We start from the raw sequence: 21,273 nt of genomic DNA, 5'->3' as shown, positions 1-21,273 counted from the left end.
GTACGTCACTTATGATATTAAAAGAAATCAATAGGCTGGAAGCACATGTCAAATAAAGCGTTCTTCTATCAGGCACCTTTCCCGATGGGGAAAGACGAAACAGAGTACTACCTGCTCACTTCCGATTATGTCAGCGTGAGTGAGTTTGAAGGTGAGTCCATACTGAAGGTTGAGCCGCAAGCCCTGACGCTGCTGGCGCAACAAGCCTTCCACGATGCCTCCTTCATGCTCCGCCCCGAACATCAGCAACAAGTTGCCTCCATTCTGCATGACCCCGAAGCCAGCGAAAACGATAAATACGTCGCCCTGCAATTCCTGAGAAATTCCGAAATCGCCGCCAAAGGCATTCTGCCGACCTGTCAGGATACCGGCACGGCCATTATCATGGGGAAAAAAGGCCAGCGAGTCTGGACCGGCGGCGGTGATGAAGCGGCGCTGTCAAAAGGGGTGTACAACACCTATATCGAAGACAATCTGCGCTATTCGCAAAACGCCGCGCTGGATATGTACAAAGAGGTGAACACCGGTACCAACCTGCCGGCACAGATCGACCTCTACACCGTCGATGGTGATGAGTATAAATTCCTGTGCGTAGCGAAAGGCGGCGGTTCCGCCAACAAAACTTATCTATACCAGGAAACCAAAGCGCTGCTCACCCCGGGCAAGCTGAAAAACTTCCTCGTTGAGAAAATGCGTACACTCGGTACCGCAGCCTGCCCGCCGTACCATATCGCCTTTGTGATTGGCGGTACGTCCGCAGAAAGCACGCTGAAAACCGTGAAGCTCGCCAGCACGCATTACTACGATGCGCTGCCTGTCACCGGTAACGAACACGGTCAGGCGTTCCGTGATACACAACTGGAACAGGAACTGCTGGAAGAGGCGCAAAAACTGGGTCTCGGCGCGCAGTTTGGCGGCAAATATTTCGCCCACGATATTCGCGTGATCCGTCTGCCGCGTCACGGTGCCTCCTGCCCGGTCGGCATGGGTGTTTCCTGCTCGGCGGACCGCAACATCAAGGCCAAAATCAACCGCGAAGGGATCTGGATCGAAAAGCTGGAACACAACCCTGCCCAGTACATCCCGGAAGCCCTGCGTCAGGCTGGTGAAGGCGAAGTGGTGAAAGTTGACCTCAACCGCCCGATGAAAGAGATCCTGGCTCAGCTTTCGCAATACCCGGTTTCAACCCGTCTGTCGCTGACCGGCACCATTATCGTCGGCCGTGATATTGCGCATGCGAAGCTGAAAGAGCGTATCGAATCTGGCGAAGGGTTGCCGCAGTACATTAAAGATCACCCGATCTACTACGCCGGTCCGGCGAAAACACCGGCGGGCTATCCGTCTGGCTCATTAGGACCAACCACCGCAGGCCGCATGGACTCCTATGTTGATCTGCTGCAATCGCACGGCGGCAGCATGATCATGCTGGCAAAAGGCAATCGCAGCCAACAGGTGACCGATGCCTGCCAGAAACACGGCGGCTTCTATCTGGGCAGCATTGGCGGCCCGGCAGCGGTCCTGGCGCAGCAGAGTATCAAGCATCTGGAATGCGTTGAGTATCCGGAACTGGGTATGGAAGCGATCTGGAAAATTGAAGTGGAAGATTTCCCGGCGTTCATCCTGGTCGATGACAAAGGCAACGATTTCTTCCAGCAGATAGTGAACAAGCAGTGCGCTAACTGCGCGAAATAACCTCTTCGGCCCGGCACCGGACTGCTCTCAACGTTTGAAGGCAGTCCGGTGATCCCCCCGGGCCACTTCTTATCCCCTCATGGCAGGAAGCGCTATCCCCTGCGGTATTTGATCACCAGAATCGGCAAGGCAAATACCAACGTCAGGAAGTTCGCCATGCTGACCGCGGTGTCCTCAATGAGTAATCCGTAGATCAACCACATTACTAACCCACAGACAAACATGACGTACATCAGGCCAGAAATCCCCTGCGTGTTACGGGTAGTGATGACTTTTATCGCCTGTGGCAAAAAAGAGAGCGTGGTCAGGCTTGCCGCCAGATAGCCTATTAGCGAAATCCATTCCATGATTACGCCTTCACATCGCCAGTCGCGCTAACCGGTATTGCAGGTGTTTCCGGTTGCAAGTCGGGCTGCGGCACTTTGCGATACTTATCCAGCAGGTGAATCTGGATTTTACGCAATGTATCGCCGTTCAGGCGGTAGTAGCGGAAATAGAGAATCAGCGTCGCGATGAAAAACAGCGTCGGCAGTGCAATCATGATGAACTGCATGCCCTGGAGAGTTTGCGCTGATTGCGCGACATTTGGGGTATAACCGATGATCCCCAGCACCACAGCGATAAAAAACGCGGCAAAGGCGGATCCCCCTTTCACCACCATCGTCTGTACGGAATAGGCAATACTCTCGCAACGCACGTTGAGTTTACACTCGCCATAATCAACCGTATCCGCCACCATAATGACCTGCAGCACCCAAAAGAGCGCCGTTCCCACATTGAGGAAAATCCCCGCGATCACAATCAGCGCCGCGTTGTGATAACCCGCTAACGCCATGGCAAACAGCCCCGCGCAACTCACCACAGGCAACACCGATGCACCGGCCCACAGGAGAGGACGAGACCACATCTTCACCAGCCGTGGGAAGAAAACCAGCGTCAGCAGGTTCGCGGCTCCGGCGTAAGATAAGTAATACGGAAAAAGATCTGCATCCCCAATGACATACGTGAAGTAATAGATCGCGAATCCGTTAATGATGTTAGATGCAATGTTATAGGCCAGCGCCATTCCCAGCAGGCAGGAAAGCTGATCGTTTTTATAGATCAGTCCCACAATCGATTTAAGCGTCAGACGTGAACTGTCGGCCGTCGCATGTCTGTCAGATGAGAACACTTCATGCACGTTGCGCAATGTCACGATGGTGGAGGCAATAAAGAACGCGATCAGCACCAGCGTGAACATCTGGAAACCAAACCCGCGATCCTCACCCCCGACATAACTCACAAACGGCAGCGTCACCCCGGCAGTGACAAATCCTGCCAGGCTGGCGAAGAAACGAGGAAACGGCACCAGTTGCTCACGCTCACGTTTATCAAGCGTGATGGTCGGTACCAGAGACCAGAATGGAATGTCCATAATGGTGTAGGTCATGCCCCAGAGAATGTAGGTCACGCAGACAAAGACCACCTGTGTGGTGCCTTCAAACAGATGGGCGCTAAACAGCAGGAACAACACCAGGGAGTTCGTCAACGTTCCGATTAATATCCAGGGTTTGAATTTTCCCCACCGCGAACGCGTGGCGTTAACGATCCAGCCCATAATCGGGTCGTTAATCGCATCCCAGATTCGTGCCACCAGAAACAGTGTGCCGACGATGCCAACCGATAGCCCGACGACATCGGTGTAGTAATACATCAGGTACATGTAGACGATGCCGATGGCGAAATCCTTACCAAACGCACCGAACCCGTAACTTAGTTTTGTTGTCAGAGAGATGCTCATAGGGTATCGGGTCGCTGTTACCAGCGCCCGCCTTCTGTTATTAGAAAGGGGTAACGCCGGGTTTGCTACCCGGCGAAATGGACGATTAACGGTGTAGCCAGGCCGGTAGCCAATCGCCGTGGGCGGCGATCAGGTCATCCACCAGCGCATAAATTTCCTCAATGCCCAATACCGCGGCCGTATGCGGGTCCATCATGGCCGCGTGGTAAACGCGATCGCGATTTTCCGTCAGAATGGCTTCGGTCAATAACGTCTGTACGTTGATGTTGGTCTGCATCATCGCCGCCAGATGTGACGGAATCGCCCCCACTTTGGTGGGCTGAATACCGTTTGCATCCACCAGACAGGCCACTTCCACGCAGCTGCCCTGTGGCAGGTTGTCGATCAGCGCGTCGTTACGCACATTGCCATAAATCACGCTCGGCTCACCCGTCCAGATAGCGTTCATAATGGTGCTGGCATATTCCCGTGACGGTTGAATATCGATTCGCTCCGCCGTTTTGTACTCCTCCAGCTCTTTATGCCAGTTTGCCAGTTGCTCAACACAGCGTTTCGGGTACTCATCCAGCGGCACCTTATAACGCTCAATCAGGTCATTGCGGCCTGGTTTAATAAACCACGGCGTGTATTCGGCAAAGTGTTCCGATGACTCGGTAACGAAATAGCCCAGCTTTTTGAACATCTCGTAACGCACAATATTCTGACAGCGATCATTACCGTGAATGTTGGGTTTCGGCGCCTGTCCGGCGTCGTAGGCTGCCAGCAGTTCCGGGTAGAGATTCACATACGTGCCGTCGGCAGCTTTACGTTCCAGCTCCAGATAAAACGCCATATGGTTAATCCCGGCACAGCGATAACGCAAAGACGCAGGATCAATGTTCAGATCGCGCGCCAGCTCTTCCGCCGTTCCCTGCACAGAGTGGCAAAGCCCCACCTGTTTAATGTGTGGATAACGGGCATACATCGCCCAGGTGTTCATGGCCATCGGGTTGACGTAATTCAGCAGAGTGGCATCCGGGCAGACCTGCGTCATGTCTTCACAGATCTGCCACAGGTGAGGGATGGTACGCAGCGCGCGCATAATGCCGCCGGGGCCAAGCGTATCGGCGATCGTTTGCTCCAGGCCATGACGTTTGCAGACCTCAAAATCGGTCACCGTGCAGGGCTCATAGCCGCCAATCTGAAAGGCGACAACCACAAAATCGGCATCCTGCAGCGCCGCTTTTTGGTCTGTATGACAGGTAATGTGGCCGGACGCACCGGCAGAATCCATGAGCTTACGCACAACGACGTGCGACTCTTCAAGGCGCGTCTCATCAATATCCATCAGGGCAACATGCGCCGACTTCAGCGCCTCGCGGTGAAAGACATCGCCGAGAATATTTTTCACGAAAATCGTTGAACCGGCGCCGATAAAAGTAATTTTGGGGGCTGTCATCATGACTCTCCAGAACAGTAGTGGACAGCTTCATGGTGGCACGCGATCTGAGTGAAAACCTCCGTCTTCCCCGGTGAGCATTCCCGAAAGCTCAGATCCTCTGCTGGCAGCACGGCGATCTGAGCTTTTGGGACAAAATGGCCTGAAAAGCAGAGTATCCGGGCGGTTAATAGGTCTACTATCCATCATAACCGTCGATTTTGTGCCCGAATTCCCGGTTCTGATCCCGTAAAGCTGGCATGATTCTGACAATTCAGGAAACGGAGTGATGATGAGCACGCAACCAATTCCCTTTCTCCCACCCGATCCACATATGTGCAACGGTGATGAAAAGCAGACGCGTAGTCCGCTGTCGCTCTATTCCGAATATCAACGGATGGATATTGAGCTACGCCCGCCGCATGCGATGGCCGCCAGTCACTGGCATGGTCAGGTCGAGGTGAATGTTCCCTTTGACGGCGACGTGGAGTACCTGATTAACAACGAAGTTGTGCAGATAAAACAAGGGCATATCACGATGTTCTGGGCCTGTACGCCACATCAACTTACCCGTCCTGGCAACTGTCGGCAGATGGCGATTTTCAGTTTGCCGATGCACCTGTTTCTCTCCTGGCCGCTGGATCGGGAGCTTATCAACCATGTCACGCACGGCATGGTGATAAAATCCCTGGCCACCCAACAGCTCAGCACCTTTGAAGTTCTGCGCTGGCAGCAGGAGACAAACAGCCCGAACGAACAAATTCGTCAACTGGCGATCGATGAAATCGGCCTGATGCTTAAGCGCTTTAGCCTTTCCGGCTGGCAGCCGATTTTGCTCAACAAAACCTCACGCACGCACAAGAATAGCGTTTCGCGCCACGCGCAGTTTTACGTCAGCCAGATGTTGGGATTCATTGCAGATCATTACGATCAGGCCCTCACCATCAATGACGTTGCGGACCATGTGAAACTCAATGCCAACTATGCGATGGGGATATTTCAACGCGTGATGCAACTGACCCTGAAGCAATACATCACCGCCATGCGTATTAATCACGTTCGCGCCCTGCTCAGCGATACCGATAAAACCATCCTCGACGTGGCGCTGACGGCAGGCTTCCGCTCCAGTAGCCGTTTTTACAGCACCTTCAGTAAATATGTCGGCATGTCGCCGCAACAATACCGTAAGTTGAGCCAGCAGCGTCGGCAAATGGCAGGGAATGCGTAATATCACTATCAGCTCAAAAAATAGTTCAGCTGTCGATAAACCGCCGCCCAAAACGCCTGATAAATCATTTTAATTCGTTGTTTATAAAAAACTATTCATGAATCCCCATCGTTTCGCGCCCTCTTTACACCTTTTTTAGTCAGGATAATACTTGCCCGCATCACAGATTCCTCCACAACCGGGTAAAAGATGATGAAAGTATTAATTGTTGAAAGTGAATTTCTGCATCAGGACACCTGGGTTGGCAAGGCCGTGGAACGTCTGGCAGACGCCTTAAGTCGGCAAAATATTACCGTCATTAAGTCCACGTCTTTCGACGACGGCTACGCCATCCTGTCAGCAAACGAAGCCATTGATTGCCTGATGTTCAGTTATCAAATGGAACAGCCTGATGAACATCAGAATGTCAGAGAACTGATCGGTAAGCTTCATGAACGCCAGCAAAATGTGCCCGTCTTTCTGTTAGGTGACAGAGAGAAAGCCACCGCCTCGCTGGACCGCGATATGCTGGAGCTTGTCGATGAGTTCGCCTGGATCCTCGAAGATACCGCTGACTTTATCGCCGGGCGCGCGGTCGCCGCGATGACCCGTTATCGTCAGCAACTGCTGCCGCCGCTGTTCAATGCGCTGATGAAATATAGCGATATCCACGAATACTCCTGGGCCGCACCGGGCCACCAGGGCGGCGTTGGCTTTACCAAAACGCCTGCCGGTCGCTTCTATCATGACTATTACGGCGAGAACCTGTTTCGCAGCGATATGGGGATTGAACGGGCGTCGCTGGGCTCTCTGCTCGATCACACCGGTGCTTTCGGCGAAAGCGAAAAATATGCCGCACGGGTCTTTGGCGCAGACCGTTCCTGGTCCGTTGTGGTCGGGACGTCCGGATCTAACCGCACCATTATGCAGGCCTGCATGACCGATAACGATGTGGTGGTGCTGGACCGTAACTGCCATAAATCGATTGAACAGGGGTTGATCCTGACCGGTGCGAAACCGGTGTATATGGTGCCCAGCCGTAACCGCTACGGCATCATCGGCCCTATCTATCCGCAGGAAATGCAGCCGGAAACCTTACAGAAAAAGATCAGCGAAAGCCCGCTGACCAAAGGCAAGGTGGGGCAAAAGCCGTCTTATAGCGTGGTGACCAACTGTACCTACGACGGTGTCTGCTACAACGCGAAATCCGCACAGACGTTACTGGCGCAGACCACCGACCGCATCCACTTCGACGAAGCCTGGTACGGCTACGCCCGCTTTAATCCGATTTACGCCGACCACTATGCGATGCGCGGTGAACCGGGTGATCACAGCGGTCCTACCGTTTTCGCCACCCATTCTACGCACAAACTGCTGAACGCCCTCTCTCAGGCGTCTTACATCCACGTGCGTGAAGGCCGCGGCGCGGTGAATTTTTCCCGCTTCAATCAGGCGTACATGATGCATGCCACCACCTCGCCGTTGTATGCCATCTGCGCATCTAACGATGTGGCGGTGTCCATGATGGACGGCAACAGCGGCCTGTCGCTGACTCAGGAAGTGATCGACGAAGCCATCGACTTCCGTCAGGCCATGGCGCGTCTGTATAAAGAGTTCAGCGCCGACGGCGACTGGTTCTTCAAGCCGTGGAACAAAGACGTGGTCACCGATCCGCAGACCGGGAAAACATTCGATTTTGCTGATGCGCCGACGAAACTGCTGGCAACAGACCAGAACTGCTGGGTGATGCGTCCTGGCGAATCCTGGCACGGCTTTAAAGACTTACCCGATAACTGGAGCATGCTTGACCCGATCAAGGTCAGCATTCTCGCGCCGGGGATGGGTGACGACGGCGAACTGGAAGAGACGGGGGTGCCTGCCGCGCTGGTCACCGCCTGGCTTGGGCGTCACGGAATCGTGCCAACCCGAACCACCGATTTTCAGATCATGTTCCTGTTCTCGATGGGCATCACGCGTGGGAAATGGGGAACGCTGATCAACACCCTGTGCTCATTTAAACATCACTACGATGCCAACACCCCACTGGCACAGGTTATGCCGGAACTGGTCGAAGAACATCCTGAAACCTACGCCAATATGGGCATTCACGACCTGGGCGATCGGATGTTCGCCTGGCTGCGGGAAAACAATCCGGGCGCGAAGCTCAACGCCGCCTATTCCGGCCTGCCGGTTGCCGCAATGACGCCGCGTGAAGCCTATAACGCTATCGTTAACGACAACATCGAAATGGTGGCCATTGAGAAACTGCCGGGACGCATTGCAGCAAACTCAGTGATCCCTTATCCACCGGGAATCCCGATGCTGCTTTCCGGCGAGAACTTCGGTGACGAAAACAGTCCGCAGGTGGGCTATCTCCGCGCCCTGCAGTCCTGGGATCACCACTTCCCGGGTTTCGAACATGAAACCGAAGGCACTGAAATCATTGATGGCGTCTATCACGTGATGTGCGTGAAAGCGTAAATCTATTCCGACGACTGCGTCATGACATGGCCACCCTGACGCAGCCTGGTTTAGGCCGTAGGGTTATGACGAGCGTTTCCTGAGTATTGCTGAAAAAAATCAACATTGTCATACCTTTTTGCGCGGGTCCCCCCGCGCTTTTTTTTATCTACAATACAGGGTTTCCACCCTGTAAAAGTTTCTGTACATAGCTATTATCTGACGCCTATTGTAATTCCGACAAAAACCATTATTTTATTACGGACTTAATTCATCATACAAATCAAAATATCTGCTTTATCTCTCCCCTTTGGCGAGAACGGATATTTTATGTTCATATTTCAGGAGTTGGGGTATGAGAATTTTCAGCAATAATCCTTGCATTATAGTGTTAACTGAAAAAGACGTCTGGCTACGTGTAAATGGTAAAGAGGCTATCAATTTAAAAGCGAATCATATGGCGCTTATCGCCTGTGAAAATAACATCATCGATATCTCATCAATTAATAACGCACTGGTTGCATATATTAGCCGCGATATCATTAAAGAATATCTGCGTTTCTTAAATAAAGATCTCACGGCTATTCCGCTCTGGCAACGGAACGCCTCCCCGGTATTAACCGCCGATTGCCTGACTCCCGATGTCTTTCGGGTCGCAGCGCAGCACAGCATTGCCCATACCGACAGTCCTGGTGAAGAGGAACGCACGCGCTCCCTGCTGTTCACCGTGCTATCACGCTTTCTCGACAGCAAGAAGTTCATGCCCCTGCTCATGTATATGCTGCGAAGTCGCGTCAGCGACAGCGTTTACCATATTATTGAGAGTGACATTCATAAAGCCTGGAATCTTAACCAGGTCGCCCGTTGTCTCTGCCTGAGCCCGAGTTTGCTAAAGAAGAAACTCAAAAGCGAAAATACCAGCTACAGTCAAATCATCACCACTTGCCGCATGCGCTATGCCGTTAATCAACTCCTGATGGATGGCAAGAATATATCCCAGGTTTCCGAACTGTGTGGTTATAACAGTACATCTTACTTTATCTCTGTTTTCAAAGAGTATTATGGCATGACTCCGCTGCATTATGTCAGCCAGTTTAAAGATCGCGCAGTCGCGTGATTTTTGAACATTTTGCAATGAGCTACGATAATATCAGCATTAGCGATAACCCACGTCGCACATAATTCAACCGACACCTGAAGGCGTATTATGAGACATCATTTATTGTTCCTTTCAGGAGTGTATTTATGTCCTCGGATGCTGATGCTCACAAAGTGGGCTTAATCCCCGTCACCTTAATGGTGTCGGGGAATATCATGGGCTCAGGGGTTTTCCTGCTCCCTGCGAACCTGGCCGCCACCGGCGGGATTGCAATCTACGGATGGTTAGTCACGATTATCGGCGCACTGGCGCTGTCGATGGTCTACGCAAAAATGTCGTCCTTAGATCCCAGTCCCGGCGGTTCTTACGCGTATGCTCGTCGTTGCTTTGGGCCATTCCTCGGTTACCAGACCAACGTGTTGTACTGGCTGGCCTGCTGGATCGGTAACATCGCGATGGTTGTTATCGGCGTAGGTTACCTGAGCTACTTCTTCCCGATTCTGAAAGATCCGCTGGTGCTGACGCTGACCTGCGTCGTGGTGCTGTGGATTTTTGTTCTGCTCAATATTGTTGGTCCGAAAATGATCACCCGCGTTCAGGCCGTCGCCACCGTGCTGGCGCTGGTCCCCATCGTCGGTATCGCGGTGTTTGGCTGGTTCTGGTTCCGTGGCGAAACCTATATGGCGGCCTGGAACGTGAGCGGCATGAACACCTTCGGCGCGATTCAGAGCACCCTTAACGTCACCTTGTGGTCATTCATCGGGGTCGAAAGCGCCTCGGTAGCGGCAGGCGTGGTCAAAAACCCGAAACGCAACGTGCCGATTGCCACCATTGGCGGGGTGCTGATCGCGGCCGTATGCTATGTGCTCTCCACAACCGCCATCATGGGGATGATCCCCAACGCCGCGCTGCGCGTCTCCGCTTCACCGTTCGGTGACGCGGCACGCATGGCGCTGGGTAACACCGCCGGCGCGATTGTCTCCTTCTGCGCGGCCGCAGGTTGCTTAGGTTCGCTGGGCGGCTGGACGCTGCTGGCCGGACAGACCGCGAAAGCCGCCGCCGATGACGGTCTGTTCCCACCTATTTTTGCCCGTGTAAATAAGGCTGGTACGCCGGTTGCCGGGCTGATTATCGTCGGTATTCTGATGACCATCTTCCAGTTCAGCAGTATGTCGCCAAACGCCGCGAAAGAGTTTGGTCTCGTCTCTTCAGTGTCCGTCATCTTTACGCTGGTGCCGTATCTGTACACCTGTGCCGCGCTGCTGTTGCTCGGCCACGGACACTTCGGCAAAGCGCGTCCGCTCTATCTGCTGGTGACCTTTGTCGCCTTTATCTACTGCATCTGGGCAGTGGTGGGTTCCGGCGCGAAAGAGGTGATGTGGTCATTCGTGACCCTGATGATCATCACCGCGCTGTACGCCCTGAACTACAACCGGATCCACAAAAACCCCTTCCCGCTGGATGCGCCGGTTAACCGCAACTAATCCCCTCTTTTACACTATGAAGCCAACCTTAAGTTCTTAAGGTTGGCTTAATTTTACTTTGCGAGGATCTGCGCGACTTAGTCTACGGAAGCTCCACCATGTTAAAGCGCATTGTCAAAAGACCTCTTCTCAGCCTGTTGGCCTGGTTACTACTGGTTTCATTCTATTTGTCGGTTTGTCTGAACATCGCGTTCTACAAGCAGGTTGTGCAGGACCTGCCGCTGGATTCCCTGCGTAACATCCTGGTCTTCTTGTCGATGCCAGTGGTGGCGTTCAGCGTCATTAATATTGTCCTGACGCTGGCCTCTTTCCTGTGGCTGAACCGCCTGCTGGCCTGCCTGTTTATTCTGATGGCCGCGTCGGCGCAGTACTTCATCATGACCTACGGCATCATCATCGACCGCTCGATGATTGCCAATATGGTGGATACGACACCTGCCGAAACGTTCGCCCTGATGACGCCACGAATGGTGCTCACGCTCGGTCTTAGCGGCATTGTGGCGGCCATCGTCGCCTGCTGGATCAAAATCAAACCGACCACGCCAGTCCTGCGCAGCGTGCTGTATCGCGCGGCCAACGTACTGGTATCCGTGTTATTGATCGTGCTGGTGGCGGCCTTTTTCTATAAAGATTACGCCTCGCTGTTTCGCAACAATAAAGAACTGGTCAAAGCCCTCAGCCCGTCTAACGGCATTGTCGCCAGCTGGTCATGGTATTCCCATCAGCGCCTCGCGCACCTGCCGCTGGTACGCATCGGTGAAGACGCACATCGTAATCCGTTGATGCAGCAAGAGAAGCGCAAAAATCTGACCATCCTGATCGTCGGTGAAACCTCGCGTGGCGAAAACTTCTCGCTCGGCGGTTACTCCCGCGAAACCAACCCGCTGTTGGCCAAAGATAATGTGGTCTACTTCCCGCGCGCCACGTCGTGCGGCACCGCCACGGCGGTCTCTGTACCGTGCATGTTCTCTAACATGCCGCGTAAGCATTACGACGAAGAGCTGGCGCAGCATCAGGAAGGGATGCTCGATATTATCCAGCGCGCGGGCGTTAACGTGCTGTGGAATGACAACGACGGCGGCTGTAAAGGCGCCTGTGACCGCGTGCCACATCAGAATATGACAGCGTTAAACCTGAAAGGGGAATGCATCGACGGCGAATGCTATGACGAGGTTCTGTTCCACGGTCTGGAAGAGTACATCAACAACCTGCAAGGTGACGGGGTGATCGTGCTGCATACCATTGGCAGCCACGGCCCGACCTATTACAACCGTTATCCGCCGCAGTTCAGGAAATTTACCCCAACCTGCGATACCAATGAAATCCAGACCTGTTCACAGGAACAATTAGTGAACACGTACGATAATACCGTGCTGTATGTCGACTATATTGTTGATAAAACAATTAATCTTCTGAAAGCGCATCAGGACAAATTCACCACCAGCCTGGTTTATCTTTCTGACCACGGCGAGTCGCTGGGTGAAAACGGCGTTTATCTGCACGGCCTGCCGTATGCCATTGCGCCAGACTCCCAGAAGCATGTGCCGATGCTGCTGTGGCTGTCAGAGGATTATCAGCAGCGCTATCAGGTTGATGCCAGTTGCCTGCAAAAACAGGCGCGTACTCAGGATTACTCACAGGACAATCTTTTCTCGACCATGCTGGGACTGACCGGCGTACAGACCACGCAATATCAGGCCGCAGATGATATTCTGCAGCCCTGCAGGAGAACCACGCAATGAAAATACTGATTGTTGAAGACGATACGCTGCTTTTGCAGGGCTTGATTCTGGCGGCGCAAACCGAAGGGTACGCCTGCGATGGCGTATCGACCGCCCGTGCGGCTGAGCAATGCCTGGAAACCGGTCATTACAGCCTGGTGGTGCTGGACCTCGGCCTGCCTGACGAAGATGGCCTGCATTTTCTTACCCGCATCCGACAGAAAAAATATACCCTGCCGGTACTGATCCTCACCGCGCGGGACACGCTCGGCGATAAGATTTCCGGGCTGGACGTCGGGGCCGATGATTATCTGGTGAAACCTTTTGCGCTGGAAGAGTTGCACGCCCGAATCCGCGCGCTGCTACGTCGTCACAATAACCAGGGCGAGAGTGAACTGGTGGTCGGTGACCTGACGCTGAACATGGGCCGCCGCCAGGTGTGGAAAGCGGGAGAGGAGTTAATTCTCACCCCTAAAGAGTACGCGCTGCTGTCGCGTCTGATGTTGAAATCGGGAAGCCCGGTACACCGGGAAATCCTCTATAACGACATCTATAACTGGGATAACGAACCGTCCACCAATACTCTGGAAGTGCATATCCATAACCTGCGCGATAAAGTGGGCAAATCCCGTATTCGTACCGTGCGCGGCTTTGGCTACATGCTGGTGGCGACCGCGACTGAGGAAAACTAATTGAATCTGAAGCGTTTTCTGCGCCAGCCCATGACCCTGCGTCGGCGGCTGATGATCACCATCGGCATGATTTTGCTGGTTTTCCAGCTTATCAGCACCTTCTGGCTCTGGCATGAAAGCACTGAGCAGATCCAGTTGTTTGAACAGGCGCTGCGGGATAACCGCAATAACGATCGCCACATCATGCATGAAATCCGCGAGGCGGTCGCCAGCCTGATCGTCCCCAGCGTGTTTATGGTGGGGTTAACCCTGTTCATCTGCTATCAGGCCGTTCGTCGTATTACCCGTCCGCTCGCCAATCTGCAACAAGAGTTAGAAACCCGCACGGCGGATAATCTCTCCCCTATCGAAATTCACAGCTCAACGGTCGAAATCGAAGCGGTCGTTTCGGCGCTCAACCAGTTGGTCAATCGACTGACCACGACCATCGAGAACGAGCGTCTGTTTACCGCCGACGTGGCGCACGAACTGCGAACGCCGCTATCGGGCGTCCGTTTACATCTGGAACTGCTGTCAAAAGCGCATAACGTGGATGTCGCGCCGCTGCTGGGTCGTCTTGATCAAATGATGGACAGCGTCTCGCAGCTGTTACAACTCGCCCGCGTGGGCCAGTCTTTTTCATCGGGAAATTATCAGCATGTCAGATTGCTGGAAGATGTGATCCTGCCGTCTTACGACGAGCTGAGCACGATGCTGGAACAGCGCGAACAGACGCTACTGCTGCCTGACAGCCAGGACGATGCCATTGTTCAGGGCGACGCGACGCTGCTGCGGATGCTGCTGCGTAATCTGGTGGAAAATGCCCATCGCTACAGTCCGGAAGGCACCACTATCGCCATTACGCTGAATGTCGATGACGACGCAACAATGACAATGGCGGTAGAAGATGAAGGACCGGGGATCGATGAGAGCAAATGCGGAGAACTCAGCAAAGCCTTCGTCCGTATGGACAGCCGTTACGGCGGAATCGGCCTGGGGTTAAGCATCGTCAGCCGCATTACGCAGCTGCACCACGGGCAGTTTTTCCTGCAAAATCGCAGTGGAACAACCGGAACCCGCGCCTCGGTGCTGTTGAAAAAGGTTTAGTAGGTTGAGACCCAAACGTACAGGAAGCTACTGACAATCAGTACGCTGAATACGGTCGTTATACTTTCATAAATACGCTGTTTCATCACACTCTCCTCCAGGGTATGGAAGAGAGTGTGCCAGTCAGAGATTAAGCAAACCTTAAGCTTTACTCGTCAATTCGCGGATGCTGCTGCACCAGGCGCGTACGCTTCGCCTGCAGGTCCGCAATTTCCTGATCGATATCCTCAATTTTCTGCTCGATATTATCGTAGTGTTCACCGAGAATTTCTTTCGCTTCCTGAATATCCGAGGCGGCGGGCGTTGCCCCTTTCAGCGGCTGATTCGCGGTCTCTTTCATGGTGATACCGGTAATGAAACCAATCACCGCGATAACCATCAGGTAGTAAGCAGGCATCATCAGATTCTGCGAGCTTTCCACCAGCCAGGCAGCCAGCGTTGGCGTCAGACCGGCAATCAGTACCGAAATATTAAATGCCGCCGCCAGCGCACTGTAACGAATGTGCGTCGGGAACATGGCTGGCAGCGAAGACGCCATAACCCCGGTGAAGCAGTTGAGGATCACCGCCAGCATCAGCAGACCGGCAAAAATCAGGCCGATGATATTACTGTTAATCAGAATAAAGGCCGGGATTGCCAGCGCAAACAGCGCAATGCTCCCCATGATCACAAACGGACGACGACCAAAACGGTCACTCAGCAGTCCCATCACCGGCTGGACAAACAGCATCCCGATCATAATGGCGATGATAATCAGCACGCCGTGATCTTCAGAGTAATGCAGGTTATGCGACAGATAGCTCGGCATATAGGTTAACAGCATGTAGTAGGTGACGTTGGTAGCAATCACCAGGCCAATACAGGCCAGCAGGCTGCGCCAGTGCTTAGTGGCAATCTCTTTAAAGGAGACTTTCGGTCCTTCCTGCAAGCCTTCGCGGTCGCCCTGTTCCAGTTTATCGACGTGCTGCTGGAACGCCGGGGTCTCTTCCAGCGCATGACGCAGATAGAGTCCGATAATCCCTAACGGCAGGGCGATAAAGAACGGAATACGCCAGCCCCATTCCAGGAAGTTCTCTTCTCCGACCACCGTCGAGATCAGGACTACCACGCCCGCACCCAGCACGAACCCGGCAATAGAGCCGAAGTCCAGCCAGCTTCCCATAAAGCCGCGTTTACGGTCCGGGGAATATTCGGCCACAAAAATAGACGCGCCGGTGTACTCACCGCCGACGGAGAAGCCCTGCGCCATCTTACACAGCAGCAGCAGGATGGGTGCCCAAATGCCTATCGAGGCGTAGGACGGTATCAGGCCGATACAGAAGGTACTGATCGACATAATCACTATGGTGATGGCAAGAATCTTCTGGCGACCATATTTATCGCCGAGCATACCGAAGAACAAACCACCGAGCGGACGAATCAGAAAGGGAACAGAGAAAGTAGCAAGGGCGGCAATCATCTGCACGCTGGGGTCAGCCCCCGGGAAGAACACTTTACCTAATGCGTAGGCAACAAAGCCATAAACCCCAAAATCAAACCACTCCATCGCGTTACCCAACGAAGCGGCGGTAATCGCCTTTCGCAATTTACCGTCATCGATAATCGTGACGTCGCGAAGCGTAATCGGTTTTACTTTTTTCCTTTTCAGCATAGCTGTCCTCGTAGACTAAGCCCTGTCTCGCGGCATATCGACTGCATTGGCGCACTGGGCGCAACGTCACCGTCGAGCGCGGGGTTGCTCAGACGCAACTCCTGTAACAAGCGTAGCAGGTTTACTTACACGGACTGGTTAAGGTCTGTACAACCGAACCTGTTGACGCCTGATTTGGGCGGTTAATGAGCTATCTACCCTACCAGTGTTTAAAATTGTGATCAACTTCACATATATGTTTAGGTTTCGTCAACGGAGGTAAATTAGGTGATCCTGAGTCTCTTTTTTTAACGCGCAGAGTTGTTCTTTTTTACGTTTTCGATCTCTATTTTGTAGTGCTTGCTTAATAAAAAGTCACTGCTGTTATTATTATTCTGCCAGGTAATACTCTCTCATTTTTCACAACTTCTTTACGGTAATTTTAAATATTCAGATCGCGCTGGAATGTTTACATTGATTATGTGACAAAGATAACTAAAACAGTGTTTCGTTTTGATTGAATCAGCATTCCAATGAATGCAAGATAATAGTCGTTGCAATACCACCGGGAAGCGAAAAACGCCGATACACGGTGCAATCGCTACGTAGAACATAAAGAGAATGTAGGTTTTCCTGCCTTCTTGTTAGATACAACCTTCTGAATTTTAATATTTTTTGCCACCTTACCCGTATGTTCCACGGGCAAGAAGTGAGGACATTTATGAGAATTAAAGCCACCATTGAACGCATCCCTGGTGGGATGATGTTGATTCCATTGCTGCTGGGTGCGGTTGTAAATACCCTGGCGCCGAATACCGGTGCTTATTTTGGTTCCTTTACAAAAGGCATGATTACCGGCACGGTACCGATTCTTGCTGTGTGGTTCTTCTGTATTGGTGCATCAATTGATTTACGCGCAACCGGTACGGTCCTGCGTAAATCCGGTACGCTGGTGATTACTAAAATTGCGGTGGCGTGGGCAGTGGCAATGATTGCCGCCTCGTTTATTCCGGATACCGGTATTCAGACCGGTTTCTTTGCCGGTCTTTCCGTACTGGCGATTGTATCCGCAATGGATATGACCAACGGCGGTCTGTATGCCAGCCTGATGAACCAGTACGGTACGAAAGAAGAGTCCGGCGCGTTCGTTCTGATGTCTCTGGAATCCGGTCCGCTGATGACGATGGTGATTCTGGGCGCGGCGGGTCTGGGCTCCTTTGAACCGCATCACTTTATCGGCGCGGTACTGCCGTTCCTGATCGGCTTCACGCTGGGCAACCTTGACCACGATCTGCGTGCGTTCTTCAGCAAAGCAACACCGGTACTGATTCCATTCTTCGGCTTTGCGTTGGGTAACACCATTAACCTGGGCGTGATTGTTGATACTGGTCTGCTGGGCATCCTGCTGGGTGTGGCAGTCATTGTCATCACCGGTATTCCGCTGATCATTGCTGACCGTGTGATCGGTGGTGGTAATGGTACTGCAGGTGTCGCGGCGTCCTCTGCGGCAGGTGCCGCCGTTGCCAACCCGGTGATCATCGCGCAAATCAACCCGGCGTTTGAACCGGTCGCCGCCTCCGCGACGGCGCTGGTCGCCGCCAGCGTAGTGGTCACGGCGATTCTGGTGCCGATTATTACCGCGCTCTACGCCAAACGCTTCGCCAGGCTACCGGCGCCTGTAGCGGCGGAAGAAGCGACAGCGGAATCCGCAAACCACTAATCATCAGCCCTCTCCTCTCAAAACCTGAGGGGAGAGGGTGGAAACACCTCTTCGACCATCGCATCCACCAACCGTTTTGCCGAACAGAGTCGCGGCATACCCAACGCAACCGTCTGCCAGCGCTGCGTCACAGACCAGCACACCGGATGTTTATCCGCCTCGCACCAGTCTCCCAACCAGCTCAGCATGTCGCTGTATTCGCCTGAACCGGCGGTCGCGGTGGTACTCAACCACTGATGATAATAGTGACGCGTCGTCGGCGCGGCATTGATACTGTGGGCCAGATAGTTTGTCGCCATCGCCCGGAGATTATCTTTCAGCATCGCCGCCACGTCCGGATTCGCCAGACGACAGGCATCGCCAAACGGTCCCCAACGCAACTCTTCAAGCGCAATAAAACACCTCCCCGGCAGCGACCATCCCTCATAGGCCCCCGCCAGCCATCGAGTAAACACCTGTTCACTGTGTTCCCCGGCCTGGACCGTGAGGCCACGCTGGCTCAGCGCTTTCTCCTTCCAGGCACTGCGCTGGCAAAACCACTCGCTGAGGGTGGTAAGTTGCTGAGCCAGCCCTGGGATGGACGGTCCACGAGAGAGATCCGTCTGTTGCAGAACCTGCAGTCGCGCAGAGATCCGCGTCAGCGCCAGATGCCCCGGATCGAGCATACCCGCCAGCTTTTCCACCAGCTTCAGGCGCATCATCAGATGTTCGCTGAACATTCCGGCCATCGCCCACGCCCGCAACTGCGTCTGGGACAGAATCTCCTGCGTCAGACGTTCGCGAAACTGCTGCTGTTGCAACGTGCCGCCTGCCCGTTTCGGTTCTTCTCCCTGAACCAGATCGACCATAAACTTCGGGTGGATACACTCCAGCGTCCGTCCGGGGCCTTCCAGTAACGCGTTTGTCATGTGTGTTCGGCCACAAAAAGGGTTTGAATGTCGTCACGGAGCAGGCGAGAGTCTTCATAAATCCAGGCGGTGGCGGCAATACTGTGCTGCAACTGCTGACTCAGACTCTGAACAGCCGATTCATTCTGCTGACGAACCAGCAAACTCTCGCGCAGGCTCTCCTGTAATCCCGCCAGGCACAATGAGAAATCGGCAAAAAACGTTGCCAGTCCTGCCGTAACTGAAACATCGACCTGCGCGGCTAAAGCTTTACGAATTTGTTGGCAGAAGTGGCTGACGTACTCCGCCAGGCTCTGGTGTAGCGCATTAATATCAATCAGATAGCGTGTCTTCGCTTCGACATAGTCATTCCAACTCCAGTTCGGCTGATTCAGCCAGCGGGAGAAAGTTTCACGCACCCCGCTTACACGAGGTTCGTCACTTTCGACGTGGTCCTGCTGGGCAATCGCATCGCTGAATAACTGGCGCGTCGTGAAGTTAAACATGGACGCGTGAAAGGCCGGAAAGCTGATTCGGGGGCGAAACCCGGCATGGCTCAACTCCTCTTTCACCCGCATTTCGATAGGGCGCATTGCCTCGTTCAGTGACCGGCTGAGCGTAGCTTCCAGTTGTTCAAAACGCATCGCCAGGTCGCGGCTGATGTTTTCCTGCGCCGCCAGCAGAACGCCCTCACAGGCGGAACGTAGCTTACTGAGGATCACCTGCGCCTGCGCTTCGTCATGCAGCACCAACATCTCCCCGTCAATCTCCGCCTGCGGCAGCGGCGACCAGCTATCGCCACGCGACAGTTTCAGGATCTGTTCGCGGCTGAAAAAGGTCTCGATGTTACGCAAGATCGTGGCCTGCTGCTGGTTGAGAAAGTCGTTGGCCGACGTCAGCGCCAGCCCGACCTCATGGTGGATTTCGTCACTGACGCTGTCCTGGCTCACCTTAAGTTGCTGCATATCCGCTTCCAGACGCACGATATTTTGCTGCAACGTGTCAAAGGCCACCGTCAGACAGTGATAGCGGAAATCCAGATATTCGCGGGCGCTGTGGGCGTAATTCAGCAATTTATGCGAGGCGGAACGCAGCGCATACAGCGACGCATTAGCATAGGCGGCATGAATTAAGGTCTGGATCGGCTGTTCAAACAGCGAATCTTCCCACAGCAAATCCGCCGCATGGCGCAGGTGTTCGATATCATCCAGATCGGCGCTTCGCCAGCGCCGACCAAGCGCGGCTTCAGCAAAGTCCTGTACCCAGCGCTGCTCTTCGTGATCCGGCAGATGACCTTGGTTTGCCAGCTCATGGCGTGCCCGATTGGCCAGATATCCCCACATCGAGGAGACCGGATAAATTTGCGCCGGATTAATACAGCCCTTCATCAGGGTACCGGAAATCAGCGCCCTCACCTGCTCTTCATCATCGCTGTTGCGATCTTTCTGGTCGAATTTATTCACCAACGCATACAACGGCACCGATTTTCCTACCGCGGCAATGGCCTGACGCACCTCTTCATCAGAAATCGATTTCAACTGCGTATAGTCCATCACCGCCAGAACGGCGGAGGCGCGAGCCAGTTGCTCATTGAGCATTTTTTGCAGATGCGGCTGCCCGGCTTCGTTTGGCCCGGGGGTGTCCAGTAACGTCAGTTGACCCGGATAATTCTCCAGCCCCGCCAGATGCACAAACTCCACCTCAATCACCGGAATATGTTCAATCGCCGCATAGGCAGAAAAGGGAAAATCGACGTCCAGCGCTTTCGACAGGCGCACCAAATCGTTAAGGCTTTTCAGGCAGTGAAAGATCGGCTGCGCGCCGAGGTAATGGCGCTCAAACGCTTCCCCTCTTTCGATGCGTTGCATGAGGCCGTTCATGTCTTTATCAATTTCCAACACCTGCGTCAGATTCTGCCGATCGCAGGCGTGCATGCTCTCTTGCAGTGTCTTCATCAGCGCATCGATGGGCGCAACGTGGGAAAAATGCAGCACCGGTTCTTTCTGACCTGGCGTATGACGGATCAGCGTCGGCAACGCGGTCATCGGACGGTTGCGATTGGGCAGCACCTCCGTGCCGACAATGGCATTGATCGTCGTCGACTTTCCCGCTTTCATGGTGCCAACGATCGCCAGTACCATTTCCAGTCGCGAGATTTTTCGCAACTCATTATTCAGCGTGGCCTGCTGGGCCTCGGCACCCCGGGTACTGAAATGCATGGGCTGAACGTTGAAGTCATCCTCACTCTTTAATGAGGAAGCGTCCTCCAGCGTGGCCGTTGGCATTTTTTTTACGGTCTTAAGATGCTCTAAAGAGAGCATCAGCAAGCGTTCCGCTTCCTGGCTCAATTCATATATTGTCTGTGTGTACATAAAAAATGTTTCCTTAACGCAAATTT

Annotated in this window: 16 protein-coding genes; 9 read left to right on the top strand and 7 right to left on the bottom strand. The window is 53.5% G+C overall.

Annotated elements, in window-relative coordinates:
* The first annotated feature begins 45 nt into the window (after nt 1–45).
* Nucleotides 46–1,692 (top strand): class I fumarate hydratase FumA, encoded by a 1,647-nt coding sequence (gene fumA / locus WM46_RS21985; protein WP_061075521.1) that lies wholly within the window; start codon nt 46–48, stop codon nt 1,690–1,692.
* Between the two features lie 92 nt (nt 1,693–1,784).
* On the opposite strand, the gene WM46_RS21980 is transcribed toward fumA, so the two are convergent.
* The 3 genes from WM46_RS21980 to melA all read right to left on the bottom strand — a co-directional run bounded on the left by WM46_RS21980 (nt 1,785) and on the right by melA (nt 4,913).
* Nucleotides 1,785–2,039 (bottom strand): SemiSWEET transporter, encoded by a 255-nt coding sequence (locus WM46_RS21980; RefSeq protein ID WP_061075522.1) that lies wholly within the window; start codon nt 2,037–2,039, stop codon nt 1,785–1,787.
* A 2-nt stretch (nt 2,040–2,041) separates the two neighbouring features.
* Nucleotides 2,042–3,472: a melibiose:sodium transporter MelB gene (melB, locus tag WM46_RS21975; RefSeq protein WP_102603322.1), complete on the bottom strand. Its 1,431-nt coding sequence runs from the start codon at nt 3,470–3,472 to the stop codon at nt 2,042–2,044.
* Nucleotides 3,473–3,557: 85 nt separating this feature from the next.
* Complete coding sequence (gene melA, locus WM46_RS21970) at nt 3,558–4,913, bottom strand: alpha-galactosidase (protein ID WP_102603321.1); 1,356 nt, start codon at nt 4,911–4,913, stop codon at nt 3,558–3,560.
* Nucleotides 4,914–5,181: 268 nt separating this feature from the next.
* Here melA and melR point away from each other — a divergent pair, with 268 nt between their 5' ends.
* The 7 genes from melR (at nt 5,182) to pmrB (ending at nt 14,638) form a co-directional block, all read left to right on the top strand.
* Nucleotides 5,182–6,117 (top strand): transcriptional regulator MelR, encoded by a 936-nt coding sequence (gene melR / locus WM46_RS21965; protein WP_102603872.1) that lies wholly within the window; start codon nt 5,182–5,184, stop codon nt 6,115–6,117.
* 192 nt (nt 6,118–6,309) lie between these two features.
* Complete coding sequence (gene adiA, locus WM46_RS21960) at nt 6,310–8,577, top strand: arginine decarboxylase (protein WP_102603871.1); 2,268 nt, start codon at nt 6,310–6,312, stop codon at nt 8,575–8,577.
* A 334-nt stretch (nt 8,578–8,911) separates the two neighbouring features.
* A complete protein-coding gene (locus WM46_RS21955; protein ID WP_061075526.1) occupies nt 8,912–9,673 on the top strand; it encodes an AraC family transcriptional regulator in 762 nt (253 codons plus the stop codon).
* Nucleotides 9,674–9,801: 128 nt separating this feature from the next.
* The gene (gene adiC, locus WM46_RS21950; protein WP_044328920.1) at nt 9,802–11,139 is read left to right on the top strand and encodes an arginine/agmatine antiporter; all 1,338 of its coding nucleotides are present in this window, start codon (nt 9,802–9,804) and stop codon (nt 11,137–11,139) included.
* A 98-nt stretch (nt 11,140–11,237) separates the two neighbouring features.
* Nucleotides 11,238–12,881, top strand: coding sequence for a phosphoethanolamine transferase EptA (eptA, locus tag WM46_RS21945; protein ID WP_061075528.1), 1,644 nt, complete (start codon nt 11,238–11,240; stop codon nt 12,879–12,881).
* A complete protein-coding gene (gene pmrA, locus WM46_RS21940; RefSeq protein ID WP_102603320.1) occupies nt 12,878–13,552 on the top strand; it encodes a two-component system response regulator PmrA in 675 nt (224 codons plus the stop codon). The genes eptA and pmrA overlap by 4 nt, the downstream gene beginning before the upstream one ends.
* Nucleotides 13,553–14,638 (top strand): two-component system sensor histidine kinase PmrB, encoded by a 1,086-nt coding sequence (gene pmrB / locus WM46_RS21935; RefSeq protein WP_061075530.1) that lies wholly within the window; start codon nt 13,553–13,555, stop codon nt 14,636–14,638. It abuts the gene before it with no gap.
* On the opposite strand, the gene pmrR is transcribed toward pmrB, so the two are convergent.
* Both pmrR and proP read right to left on the bottom strand, forming a co-directional pair.
* Nucleotides 14,635–14,724 carry an LpxT activity modulator PmrR gene (gene pmrR / locus WM46_RS21930; RefSeq protein WP_061075531.1) on the bottom strand — a complete coding sequence of 30 codons (90 nt, stop codon included), beginning with the start codon at nt 14,722–14,724 and terminating at the stop codon, nt 14,635–14,637. The genes pmrB and pmrR overlap by 4 nt on opposite strands.
* A 62-nt stretch (nt 14,725–14,786) precedes the next feature.
* The gene (gene proP / locus WM46_RS21925; protein ID WP_061075532.1) at nt 14,787–16,289 is read right to left on the bottom strand and encodes a glycine betaine/L-proline transporter ProP; all 1,503 of its coding nucleotides are present in this window, start codon (nt 16,287–16,289) and stop codon (nt 14,787–14,789) included.
* A gap of 700 nt (nt 16,290–16,989) precedes the next feature.
* On the opposite strand from proP, the gene kdgT reads away from it, so the two are divergent.
* Entirely contained in the window at nt 16,990–17,988 is a 999-nt protein-coding gene (gene kdgT / locus WM46_RS21920) for a 2-keto-3-deoxygluconate transporter (RefSeq protein ID WP_061075533.1), read from the top strand.
* 17 nt (nt 17,989–18,005) lie between these two features.
* Here the strand turns inward: kdgT and WM46_RS21915 are convergent, their stop codons facing one another.
* Nucleotides 18,006–18,896 (bottom strand): diguanylate cyclase regulator RdcB family protein, encoded by an 891-nt coding sequence (locus WM46_RS21915; RefSeq protein ID WP_102603319.1) that lies wholly within the window; start codon nt 18,894–18,896, stop codon nt 18,006–18,008.
* The gene (gene crfC, locus WM46_RS21910; protein WP_102603318.1) at nt 18,893–21,247 is read right to left on the bottom strand and encodes a clamp-binding protein CrfC; all 2,355 of its coding nucleotides are present in this window, start codon (nt 21,245–21,247) and stop codon (nt 18,893–18,895) included. The genes WM46_RS21915 and crfC overlap by 4 nt, the downstream gene beginning before the upstream one ends.
* Between the last annotated feature and the right edge of the window lie 26 nt (nt 21,248–21,273).

This window comes from Citrobacter freundii complex sp. CFNIH2, from assembly GCF_002880615.1.
Taxonomy (GTDB): domain Bacteria; phylum Pseudomonadota; class Gammaproteobacteria; order Enterobacterales; family Enterobacteriaceae; genus Citrobacter_A; species Citrobacter_A amalonaticus_F.
This window is presented reverse-complemented; position numbering and strand designations above follow the sequence as displayed.